Source organism: Psychromonas sp. L1A2, from assembly GCF_009828855.1.
Lineage (GTDB): Bacteria > Pseudomonadota > Gammaproteobacteria > Enterobacterales > Psychromonadaceae > Psychromonas.
The window spans coordinates 488,386-501,550 of record NZ_WUAG01000002.1 but is presented as its reverse complement, the minus strand read 5'-3'; the positions used below and the strand labels follow the sequence as shown (position 1 = coordinate 501,550).

At 36.8% G+C, this 13,165-nt stretch carries 6 protein-coding genes; 5 read left to right on the top strand and 1 reads right to left on the bottom strand.

What is annotated here, in order from left to right; all coding sequences use genetic code 11:
* Positions 1-87: 87 nt before the first annotated feature.
* Together rlmD and relA are read left to right on the top strand one after the other, a co-directional pair.
* Complete coding sequence (rlmD, locus tag GQR59_RS12715; protein WP_160063260.1) at positions 88-1,425, top strand: 23S rRNA (uracil(1939)-C(5))-methyltransferase RlmD; 1,338 nt, start codon at positions 88-90, stop codon at positions 1,423-1,425.
* 292 nt (positions 1,426-1,717) lie between these two features.
* On the top strand, positions 1,718-3,931 hold the full coding sequence (gene relA / locus GQR59_RS12710) for a GTP diphosphokinase (RefSeq protein WP_160063258.1): 2,214 nt from the start codon (positions 1,718-1,720) through the stop codon (positions 3,929-3,931).
* A gap of 147 nt (positions 3,932-4,078) precedes the next feature.
* Here the strand turns inward: relA and priA are convergent, their stop codons facing one another.
* Entirely contained in the window at positions 4,079-6,313 is a 2,235-nt protein-coding gene (gene priA, locus GQR59_RS12705; RefSeq protein ID WP_160063256.1) for a primosomal protein N', read from the bottom strand.
* Positions 6,314-6,675: 362 nt separating this feature from the next.
* Here priA and rpmE point away from each other — a divergent pair, with 362 nt between their 5' ends.
* The 3 genes from rpmE to GQR59_RS12690 all read left to right on the top strand — a co-directional run bounded on the left by rpmE (position 6,676) and on the right by GQR59_RS12690 (position 13,157).
* Positions 6,676-6,891, top strand: coding sequence for a 50S ribosomal protein L31 (gene rpmE, locus GQR59_RS12700; protein WP_025563502.1), 216 nt, complete (start codon positions 6,676-6,678; stop codon positions 6,889-6,891).
* Positions 6,892-7,126: 235 nt separating this feature from the next.
* Complete coding sequence (locus GQR59_RS12695) at positions 7,127-8,368, top strand: malic enzyme-like NAD(P)-binding protein (RefSeq protein ID WP_160063254.1); 1,242 nt, start codon at positions 7,127-7,129, stop codon at positions 8,366-8,368.
* A 223-nt stretch (positions 8,369-8,591) separates the two neighbouring features.
* Positions 8,592-13,157, top strand: a complete 4,566-nt coding sequence (locus GQR59_RS12690) for an ATP-binding protein (protein ID WP_160063252.1) — start codon at positions 8,592-8,594, stop codon at positions 13,155-13,157.
* Positions 13,158-13,165: the final 8 nt, after the last annotated feature.

The window sequence follows — 13,165 nt, the reverse complement described above, 5'->3', positions numbered from 1 at the left end:
TGAATGCTTGTATTTTTTGTGTGACAATAGCGTTCCGATAAACGTAACCGCTATCATGGCATAGCTTACTTCACCTGTGAAATATTTATGGCCCAGTTCTTCAAAGCATCGCGCACAAATAAGCAAAATAACAAAATAATTAAACATTGTCAGATCGATAAGCTCGATCATCAGGGCAGAGGGATGTTATTCCATCAAAATAAGCCAATGTTCGTTGAAGGTGGTTTAGTAGGTGAAATCGTCGATGTTTCTATCGATGAAGATAAAAAACGCTATAAAAAAGCCAGTATTCTAAAAATACATCAAGCGAGTAATTTACGTACCGAACCACATTGTGAACATTACCAAGAATGTGGGGGGTGTCATTTACAACATATTGAACAGGCAAGCCAGATTGAAATAAAACAAACGGGTCTTATGGCGTTGTTTGAGCGTTTTGCAAAATATAAACCAGCAGAATTACAAGCAACATTAAAATCAGATGCTTGGGCTTATCGTCGTTGTGCACGTTTTGGTGTGATGTATGATAAAAAAACCAAAAAAGTACAAATGGGCTTCCGTCGCTCGGCCAGTAATGAACTCATTAATCAACAAAAATGTCCGGTATTAAAACCTGCATTGTCACAATTAATTTTGCCTCTTAAAGCGTTGTTAAATCAGTTACAAGGTAAGATGGCATTAGGTCATATAGAGTTAGTTGAAGCGGATAATACGGTTGCCGTGTTATTACGCCATTTAAAACCATTATTAGATCAAGATATCGCATTAATCATTGCCTTTTCTGCAGAACATCAATTGCATTTTTATGCGCAAAGTAGCCCGACTGATATTCAATGTTTAACAGAACAACACAAGTTAACCTATTCGTTAGCAGAACAAGATTGTGAGTTTGAGTTTAACATTGATGATTTCTTACAGGTAAATGCAGACATTAATCAACAAATGGTTCAGCAAGCAATTTCTTGGCTTGAACTAAAAAATACGGATCATGTCTTAGATTTGTTTTGTGGGTTAGGTAATTTTACCTTACCCATTGCTAAAAAAGTTGAACAAGTTGTTGCCGTCGAAGGTATTCAAAAAATGGTCGACCGTGGCGCACAGAATGCTTTGCATTGTCATTTAACGAATGTTGCCTTTTATCAAGCAGATTTAAGTGACTTGAATGAATTAAAAGCAGATTGGGCACAACTACGTTACGATAAAATACTACTCGATCCTGCTCGAGCGGGTGCTGCCGAGTGTATGGCGTTTGTCGCTAATAAAAAGCCAAGTCATATTTTGTATGTTTCATGTGATCCTGTGACATTAGCAAGAGATAGTGCATTACTATTAGAGCAAGGTTATACATTAGCTAAATTAGGTCTGATTGATATGTTCCCACAAACAGCACATATGGAGTCAATGGCATTATTTACTAAAAAATAATCAACGTTTAAAAGGCCATTGTCACAATAATAAAGAGACAATGACTTTATAAGTTAATAATTTTAAGTATTATTAGTTTTTTGATTGAATGATTTTTTAGTTGGCGATTCAAAATATAAATTAATTGGAAGCACTCTATAAAATAGAATCGCTTCATGTGAATTAAGTCAGAAGGGATAACGTCTACATTTATCCTTTTTTAAGGTGATGACCAGGTATTTAAACATGTCCTTAATAAGTGTTAATTTTTTGCTTCCAACTTAAATATTCAGCTACTTTTTTGGAGAGTTAGATGGTTTCAGTTCGTGATACACACTTTTACCAAAGTGCCTTAAAAGCCCCAGATAAATGGGTGACAACATTTGGTTTAAGTAAACAAGATCAAAGTAACTTATTCGAAAATTATAATAAAGTGAGTGAGTTGTGTGACTCGGAACAACAGATTATTGCATTGCAATTAGGCTGTGAAATGGTTGAGATCCTCGTTACTTTGAACATGGATATGGATACTTTAAATGCTGCATTAATCTTTCCTTTACTCGCACAAGATGTTTTAAGCACTGAAAAAGTTGATGAACTATGGCCAAAGCGTATTGCTAAATTAGCAAAAGGCGCAATGGAAATGGAAGGGATTAGAGCCTTACAAAGCCGTGGCAATAAACAAAACGCCGAATCTCAAGTTGACAATTTACGACACATGCTATTGGCAATGGTTGAAGATGTTCGTGCTGTAGTGATAAAGCTCGCTGAGCGAATATGCTATCTTCGCCAAGTTAAAATTGCCGATGAAGACACTAAAGTTAAACTGGCACATGAAATATCAACCATCTACGCACCATTAGCAAATCGTTTGGGAATAGGGCAGCTAAAGTGGGAATTAGAAGACCTTTCTTTTCGTTACCTACAAGCAGAAACCTATAAAAATATAGCTAAGCAACTTGATGAAAAACGCATTGACCGCGAAAACTATATCCAAGACTTTGTTGAAACCGTTAAATCATCGCTAGCTGAAATGAACATAGAAGGGACGGCTTATGGTCGGCCTAAACATATTTATAGCATTTATAGAAAAATGCAGAAAAAAGATCTGCAATTTGATGAACTCTATGATGTAAGAGCAGTACGTGTCGTGGTTGAAAAGCTACAAGATTGCTATGCCGCACTAGGTGCAATACATACTAAATGGCGTCATATTCCCCGTGAGTTCGATGATTACATCGCCAACCCTAAACCCAACGGTTACCAATCAATTCATACCGTTGTATTAGGAGATAGTGGTAAACCTGTTGAAGTTCAGATACGTACTCAGCAAATGCATGAAGACTCGGAAATGGGCGTTGCAGCACATTGGAAATACAAAGAAGGTAATGCTGGTGGGAAATCAGCCAGTAACTACGAAGAAAAAATCGCATGGTTACGTAAACTCTTAGCATGGCAAGAGGATATGACCGATGGCGATGATTTAGTTGAAGAGATTCGTAGCCAAGTATTTAACGACCGCGTTTATGTCTTTACACCTAAAGGTGAAGTCATCGATTTACCTGCAGGCTCTACACCACTTGATTTTGCTTATTATATTCATAGTCTGATTGGGCATCGTTGTATTGGTGCAAAAGTAGCAAATCATATTGTTCCTTTTACATATCAATTAAAAACCGGTGATCAAATTGAAATTCTGACTCAAAAAGAACCGAATCCAAGTCGTGATTGGTTAAATCCGCAACTTGGGTATATTAATGCGCCAAGAGCGCGACATAAAGTGGCTACTTGGTTTAGAAAACAAGATCGCGATAAAAATATTATTGCAGGTCGTGAGTTACTAGAAGTTGAACTTGTTAAAATTGATTTGAAGTTAACGGATATTACACCTGCAATCACGCGTTTTAATGTCGGTACAACAGATGATATCTATGCGGGAATTGGTAATGGTGATTTACGTCTTAACCAACTTGTTCACTTTTTAGATGGTTTTTATCATCAACAAACACTAGAACAACAAGATGCCGCTGCACTATTAGAGTTACAAAACCGTAAAATACAAATAGCGCCTAAAAATACAGGTAAAGACATTATTATTGATGGTGTAGCTGATTTAATGCATAACATTGCAAGATGTTGTCAGCCAGTGCCTGGTGAAGGTATTGTTGGGTATATTACGCAAGGGCGTGGTATTTCAATTCATAGAAAGAACTGTGAACAATTAGCGGATTTAGAAGAAGCGCATCCAGAACGTATTATTAATGCAAACTGGGGAGATTCCCAGTCATCGGGTTATACACTGACATTACGTTTAATTGCAGATGATCGAAATGGCTTATTGAAAGATATTACAACGGTATTATCCAATGAAAAAGTGAATCTCTTAGGGGTTAACAGTCAAACCAATACGAAGACGTTAACGGCGACTATCGATTTATCTTTAGAAGTTCAAAATAACAAAGAGATCAATAAACTTTTAGTTAAATTGAAGCAATTAAAAGATGTGTCTGATGCACGCCGAATTTAATTCATGTAATGCAGGCGTATTAATGAATAATATTTAGAAAGGTCTTTAAATATATAAAAAGCCTAATAATTTTATTGAGATATGATTATTAGGCTTTTTTGCTTTTAGTTAACCTTATTTTGGCTAACTACTTTTTAGCTAATTTGATTAAATAAAATCTATCGGGTCAACATCAATTGACCAGCGCACTTTTCTCCCTTCTGGTAGCTTTTCAAAGTGTGCTAATGCGATGTTTAATGTTTTAGTAATCAACACTCTTTGTTCGCTTTGTAGTAACAATTGAAAGCGGTATTTGCCTGCTCTTCTTTCCATAGAGGCTGCAATGGGGCCTAATATCAATAATCTATCGCTGACTTTATTGTTATCAGCGATTTGATTTAAAGTTTGCTTACAAAGGGTGAGAAAGTTTTCTGCCTGTGTCGCATTCAAAGATTCAGCTCTAATGAGAGCTTGATAAGAAAAGGGCGGTAACTGTGCCATTCTTCTTTCTTGCAATGCAGTTCGAGAAAAATCACCATAGCCGTTATTCACTAATTCTTGTAATAGGTTATGCTCAGGATGAAAAGTTTGTAAAACCACTTGGCCTTTTTTCTCTGCTCGTCCTGCTCGACCTGCTACTTGTGTAAATAATTGCCCTAATCGTTCACTTGCACGGAAGTCATTACTAAACAGCGCTCCGTCTACATCGACTAAAGCGACTAATGTGACATCTGGAAAATGATGCCCTTTGGCTAACATTTGCGTACCGAGTAAAATTTTATATTTGCCGCTATTAATATCATTAAGATAATTATTGAAACTATCTTTTTTACGCGTATTGTCTCGATCAATTCGTACCGTGGGATGCTCTGGAAATAGCAGGTTTAATGTTTCTTCAAGTTGTTCTGTTCCAACACCAGTAGAGTGCAAATTAGTAGAGCCACAGTCATGACATTGTTCTGGAACAGGGTGTGTTGCCATGCAGTGATGACAATGCAAATAGTTAGCGCTTTTATGGTAAGTATAAAAAGCATCACAACGTTCACATTTTACTAACCATCCACATTCATGACACATTAAAACAGGCGCATAACCTCGACGATTTAAAAATAAAATGACTTGATTGTTTTTTGCCAAATGTTGCTGCATTAATTCAATTAACTGCGGAGATAGACCTGATTTGAGTGGCAAGCCAGTCAGGTTAATGAGATCATTTTTAGGTGGTTTTGCATTGCCTGCTCGATGCGTTAAAAATAAATGTTGGTAACGACCGGATAGTGCATTATTAAGAGATTCAAAAGCAGGGGTCGCAGAGCCTAACAAAATAGGGATGTTTTGTTGTGAAGCACGTTTGATTGCAAAATCACGCGCGTGATAACGAAAACTATCTTGTTGTTTAAAAGAAGCGTCATGCTCTTCATCTAAAATAATTAAACCTAGGTTTTTAAAGTCACTAAAAATAGCGCTACGAGTACCAATAACAATAGCGGCACTACCTTGTTGAGCATGTAACCAGGTTTCTAATTGCTGTTGTTCATTTAATGCTGAATGTTTTAAATAAATAGGCACATTGAAACGCGCTTTAAAACGTTTGATAGTTTGTGGTGTGAGGCCAATTTCAGGTACGATAATTAGCGCTTGCTGTCCTTGATCTAATACGGCTTTAAGAATGTTTAAGTAAACTTCTGTTTTGCCACTGCCGGTAATACCTTCTAATAAGTAGCATTTAAATTTGTTTAATTGTTGCGTTACTGTTGTAACAGCGATGGCTTGCTCAGTACTTAAATTGGGTTTTTCTTGTAACTCTTGAATCTCATGAGGCCAAGATAAGTTGCTTTCTGGCATTTGTTCGTAACTCTCAACCAGTTTTTTTTCTTGTAAGCTATTTAAAGTAGCTCGGTTTACCCCTTGGGTTTTTAATCGCTCATAAGCTAAAGGTGATTCTTGTAATAATGTTGCCGCATGACATTGTTTTTTAGCACGGTTTAATTGTTTAAGATCGACGTCTTCTTGCGTTAACTTCCAGTACTCTTGGCTTTTAAAACTCGCCGATTTACCTTTTCGTAATAGAGTAGGAATCGCTTGTTGAAAAACGTCACCAAAAGGATGTTGATAATAAACAGCTGCCCAATTTAACAGTTTATATAACGCTGAACTCAATAAAGGTTGTTGATCTAATAATTGCGATACTGTTTTTAATTTATCAATGGCAAAATCAGATTCGCTTGGTACAGCGGTGATTACACCAACTTGTTTACGAGGACCGCCACCAAAAGGGACTAATACACGACAACCAATCAGTGAAATAGGATCTTTGGGACAAAGGTTAGCCGCAAGTAAGTAATCAAATTGTTTATGTAAAGGAATAGCTAATGCTACTCTGCAAATTATTGGTTTAGTCATAGTGGGTGTGTTTTAAATGATAAAGTATAAATGAACTTGTATTGTAACCTGTTTAGTTGTGCTGTTCTGTTTAAGTCTTCTATTTTACTCTTTTACGTTGATCTTATTGATTTTTATAGCAGATAAAACACAAATTATTTGTTTATCAAAATGTACCTATGCCTTGCTTGATAGCCATTTATACCTGACTTTTTATACCTAAAATAAAGTGTTAAATTTTAGTTGTTTTAAGTTGTACTTTTATTGTTCGTTACTATACAATCCGCAATTCGCAATACAATGATAAATACGTGTGGTACTTTGTTGGATGAAATAATTCATTCAAGCTGAGCAGCGACACGGCCTAAATAGAGGTTTTCCCAATGAGAAAAGAAATTCACCCAGAATACAAATTAGTTACTGCTACTTGTTCATGTGGTAACGTTATTAAAGTTGGTTCTACGCTTGGTAAAGAAGAATTAACTTTAGATATCTGTTCAGCTTGTCACCCATTCTACACTGGTACTCAACGTGTTGTTGATACTGGCGGTCGTATTGACAAGTTCAAAAAACGTTTCGGTGCTTTATCTTCTAAATAAGATAACTACCACGTTTTTTAAAAAGCACCTTAGGGTGCTTTTTTTGTATCTAAAATCTCAGTTTTCAAAGCCTTTTTGCTGTAAAATTGACCAACTGCTATAGTATGTTATCGTCATTCACGTGTGTGTATAATATGAATTAACTCTGTGATTATGATCAAAACTTGATTATCATCACTCTTCAGTTTTAAAAAATTAACTCAAATTATTTAGTTCATCATAACGGGATTTATAAATGTCAGATAAACGCCAACAAGCTCTTGATTATCATGCTTTTCCTAAACCAGGGAAAATAAGTATCGAGTTGACTACCCCTGCTGAAACAGCAGACGATTTATCATTAGCTTATAGTCCAGGTGTCGCAGAGCCGGTTAGAGAAATCGCTGCAAACCCTGATGATGTCTATAAATATACAGCTAAAGGTAACTTAGTTGCCGTTATTACTAATGGTACTGCTATTTTAGGGTTAGGCAATTTAGGTCCATTAGCGTCTAAACCTGTAATGGAAGGCAAAGCGTTATTATTTAAACGATTTGCTAATCTTGATGCGATAGATATTGAAGTAAAACACCGTACTCCAGAAGAGTTTATTAATACGGTTGCTAATATTGCAGATACATTTGGCGGTATTAACCTTGAAGATATTAAAGCGCCTGAATGTTTCATAATAGAAAAAGAATTAAAAGAACGTTGCAGTATTCCTGTTTTTCATGATGATCAACACGGTACTGCCATTGTTACTGCAGCTGCCATGATCAATGCATTAGATATCCAAGGTAAAAATATTGAGGATGTGAAAATAGTTTGTATGGGGGCTGGTGCTGCCGCTATTTCTTGTATGGAACTATTAATTAAATGTGGCGCACTACGTGAAAAAATTTACATGTTAGATCGTAAAGGCGTCATTCATACTCGTCGTGATGATATTAATGAATACAAGCAACGTTTTGCGAATAATACCGATCAACGTACTTTACAAGATGTTATTTGTGGTGCGGATGTATTTGTTGGGGTATCTGGCCCAAATGTTCTTTCTCCTGAAGATGTTAAATTAATGGCACCAAATCCAGTTATATTTGCTTGTTCAAATCCAGATCCTGAAATAAAACCTGAATTAGCACATTCTGTTCGTGATGATTTGATCATGGCCACTGGGCGAAGTGATTATCCTAATCAAGTTAATAATGTTTTATGTTTCCCATTTATTTTCCGTGGTGCGTTAGATGTGCGTGCGACAGATATAAATGATGAAATGAAAGTGGCTGCAGTTAATGCCATTCGTGACATTGCTAAACAGCCAGTACCGCAAGAAGTATTAACAGCAAGTGGTAGTAGTGAACTTACATTTGGTAAAAATTACATTATTCCAAAACCAATGGATCCTCGTTTGTTAAAAAGTGTTGCTGGTGCAGTTGCACGTGCAGCAGTTGAAACGGGTGTCGCTCAAATTGAGCTACCAGATAACTATATGTTATAAAATTAGACTCACGAGTTAATGGAACTGTGTCTATTTTGTTGTTTTTTTGATCTTAATAGAACAGAATACCCCCATTAATGGGCTATTATTGGCTCAGGGTTCACAATATACAATTTATTAGTAAATGATTTATATTGATTAGACTTCAATAGTGGAATCAAATGCTAATAAGTTGTAAATTACGACATTTATTTTTCCATCACTTTCTTGTAAGGGTAATTATATGACAGGAAAACCTTCATCTTCTCAGTTTGAAGTGAATAATATTGCAGATCCGCTATTTATTCATGCTGAGCATATCGCAAAAGACTTTTCTTTATTTCCAGATAATTCATTACCGTCAAATACAGATGGTGTAGAAGGTCTTATTGAAAGTAAGCGAGTTAAATCAAATCTAGCGACGATTAAAAAGTTAGATGTTGATGCATACATTGCGCGTACAGTAACGCCGGCTGAAAGTAATAAACGCCCTGGGTCTAAAAGTATCATTGAAGGCTTTAACGGTAAAATCGTAACACAGCAATCAAACGGTGCTTTTTACTCTGCTGAAATGGAATTAGACTTTGGTGGTTATAGCCGCCGTATTGGTTTAATTGCACAAGAGCGTAGTTCAAATAATGGTGCTTGGATGCCTGAGCATCACTTAGCAGCAAGCAAGGCAATTCGTAAGTTTGCGGATATGTCTTTACCTATTGTGTACTTAATTGACACACCGGGAGCGGATGCTGGCGAAGAAGCAAATAGCCAAAACCAAGCACATAGTATTTCACAAATGATTACTGAAAGTGCCAATGTTGATGTCCCTACTATTGGTATAGTAGTGGGTGTTGGTTATTCTGGTGGTGCAATCCCACTAGCGACAGCTAATATTTTATTATCTGTTCGAGATGGCATATTTAATACTATCCAGCCAAAAGGTTTACAAAGTATCGCACGTAAGTACAACTTATCTTGGCAGGAATGTGCTCAGTCAGTAGGTGTATCACCTGAAGAGCTATTGGAAATGGGTTGTATCGACGGTATTGTTGATTACTCGCCTGTTGACCAAGATGAACGTCAACATAATCTTCAGAAAGCGATTATTTCTGGTATTTTATCTATCGAATCAAAGTCAGTAGAATTTGTTCGTAAATATCCAGATATCTTAGAACATTATAACCGTAGCTTATCCCGTTACCTTGAGCCTTCAAGTAAATTGACTGCCATTGAAAATGCAAATGAAGCACGCTTATTAGCTAAAAACCCAACATCTCATAATAATGCATTCGGTACGACTTACCGTTACATGCGTTACCTAACATTGCGTTCACGTATCAAAGCGATTCAAAAGAACGAATATGGCCGTCTATCTAAATTAACCGTTCCACAAGGTGATTTAAAAGCGCGTGTTGAAGCTGATCGTAAACAAGTATTTTTAAACTGGTTAGAAAACCCAGATAAATTAATTTATGACGATACGCTAAATAAAAATTGGAAAACATTTTTACAAAAACGCGAAGATAAAGGCGTTGAGCGTAATGCATTAACAAAACTTATTTTAGGTGAGCCAAAAGCAAACTACGATAATGCGCGTAGTACGTTAATGATCAACCTAACTTGGTCATTATACAACCGTTGGAAAACAAGCGCTGAAAACAACTTCCATTCTCTTATTAAACATTTAGAAAATGAGAAAGCTGTTCCTCTTACAGAAGAATGGCCAGTGTTAGCAGACCTTAATATCATTGATGTAGTTTCACATGTAGAAACGCGCGAATGCTTTATTGTTCATTGTCGTCACATGCTTGTATTTAACGCATTATATGACAATACAATGGGTAACTTAGCGTCTATTGCAAAAGAAGCGATGGCAACTAAAGAGCTTTCTCGTGAATCAGTATCTTCGTTAGTACGCAGCTCACTAAAAGCAGCGCTAAGTAAAGTAAGTGATGACGATTACGAGCAATTAAAAGTGACGTTTAATGCATGGCTACAATACTTTACTGAACAAGCTGAGCGTGGCGAAATCCTAGCTAAAGTTGAAGAGTGGAAGAGTATTGGTGCACCACAAATGAACTCTAGTTTGTTTGTTATTTTGACTTACTTGTTCGAAAAATTATTGCCTGAATATTACAACAGTCGCGATAACGAAAGTTCTTACAACGGTGCTATTAACCCTGTTCGAATCGGACGTCGTAAAGATTTCTGGAACCGTTTAACAATGGGCTACCAAGATCTATTGATTCAAGCGGTATTGCGTTCAGAAAAAAGTAAGAAGAACAATTCTCATCAAGCAATCATTGAAAAGTTCTTTGCAAACTTTAAAGAGTCTAAAGCAGACTTAATGACAGCTAACCTTTTAGAGTTCCCTGGTTTCCGTTTGTCTGTTGAAGATGCGTTAGATAAAAATATCAAACCATGTGGTTTAATTACGGGTACAGGTGAATTTAAATTAGAAAATGGTGAAGTCCAACGTGTTGGTGTTGCTGTTTCTAACTTATCTTTCCAAGCGGGTGCGTTTGACATGGCTAGTGCAGAAAAATTCTGTGCGTTATTAGTTAAATGTGCAAAACAACATTTGCCTGTTGTTGCCTTCATTAGTTCTGGTGGTATGCAGACGAAAGAAGGTGCTGCTGCATTATTCTCAATGTCTGTTGTTAATGACAGAATCACACGTTTTATTCGTGATAATGATTTACCGGTTGTTATGTTTGGTTACGGTGACTGTACTGGTGGTGCACAAGCGAGTTTTGTAACGCATCCTATGGCACAAACTTATTACCTTTCAGGTACTAATATGCCGTTTGCTGGACAAATGGTTGTCCCTGCATATTTACCGTCTACATCTACATTATCTAACTACTTATCGCGTGTACCTGGTGCAATGGATGGATTGGTTATCAACCCATTCTCTGATGATTTAAATGATAAGTTACGTGAAATTGATGAAAACATGCCAATGCCTGTTGTTACTGTTGAAGAAACAATTCAACGCGCACTATCTGGCTTTATACCTGTTTGCAATCTTGCTGATGATAATGTGTCTAAATCTGACCCTCGTCAATTAATGCATCCGGTTAAGAAAGTATTAATCCATGCTCGTGGTTGTACTGCGGTTAAGTTGATACGCATTGCTAAGCAAAATGACATCAATGTGGTATTAGTTGCGTCAGACCCTGATATGACATCAGTACCTGCAGATATGTTAGGTGAAGGTGATAAACTAGTTTGTTTAGGTGGTAATACATCTGATGAAAGTTACTTGAATGCAAGCTCTGTATTAAAAGTAGCTGAATATGAGCAAGTTGATGCATTACACCCAGGTATTGGTTTCTTATCTGAAAGCCCTCACTTTGCAGACTTATGTATTAGCCATAACGTTAACTTTGTTGGCCCAAGCATGAACAGTATGTTGACTATGGGTAACAAATCAAATGCAATTAAAACAGCACAAGATAACGGTGTGCCAGTAGTACCTGGTTCTCACGGTATTTTAAGCGGTGCAGAACAAGCATTAGATATCGCAAACAACATGGGTTACCCAGTGTTGCTTAAAGCGGTAAATGGCGGCGGTGGTAAAGGCATCTTGGTGATTGAAAAAGCTGAAGATATGTTTGCTGGCTTTAACCAAGTTTCTGCTGAAGCACGTAGTGCATTTGGTAACGGTGACTTGTACTTAGAGAAATACATTACGTCTCTGCGTCATATCGAAGTGCAATTATTACGTGATAAGTTTGGTAATACTAAAGTATTAGGTATTCGAGACTGTTCTGTACAGCGTAATAACCAAAAAGTAGTTGAAGAATCTGCATCAACTATGTTGCCAGAAAGATTAGAAAAAGAAGCATTGAAGCATACTGCTGCCTTAGCTGACGCGGTTGATTACATGGGAGCCGGTACGGTTGAATTCATTTATGACTTAGATGCTGATGATATCTACTTCATGGAAATGAATACGCGTTTACAAGTAGAGCATCCAGTAACTGAAGCAACATCATGTATTGATATTGTAAAAGCACAATACGATATTGCTTCAGGTGGAGACATTTCTGACTTAAAACCTCAGAAGAAAGGCTATGCTATTGAAGTACGTGTTACAGCTGAAAAAGCAGGCTTAGATTCTGACGGTATCATGCAACTACTACCTTACCCAGGTAAAGTCGTTGAGTGCATTATTCCTGAGCAAGACGATGTTGAAGTTATTTCAATGATTGCAACAGGCAAAGAAGTTTCTCCATACTACGATAGTTTAGTAGGCCAGTTTATCTGTCATGGTAAAGATCGTAACGATACTGTTAAGAAGTTACTCGAATTTTTAGATAAAGTGACCATTAAAGGAATAGCGACTAACATTCCATTATTGCAACGCATCTTGAAAGATGAAACATTCTTAAATGGCGTATACGATACAACTTACTTACCTAAGTTCATGGCAACACTTGATCAACAAGTGATGATTGATGAAATGGAAGCATCTGCTGCTTCTGGTATTGAAGGTGTTGCAGAGTCGATTCAGGTTGATGGTAGTAATGAATTAAAAGTTATTGCTCAAAGTGCTGGTATTTTCTACCGAGCTTCTTCACCTGCAGAACCTGATTTTGTGTTAGAGGGTGACATTGTTAATGTTGAACAAACATTAGGCTTAATGGAAGCAATGAAAATGTTCTCGCCAATCACGCTAAGTAGCTTCAATCGTAAGGACGCAGTACTTTATGATGCGAAGACTAAATTCCGTATTGAACGCATCATTAATACTAATGGTCAGCAAGTATCAAGTGGTGACTTGCTATACATCATAACCCCTCTATAAGGTTATAA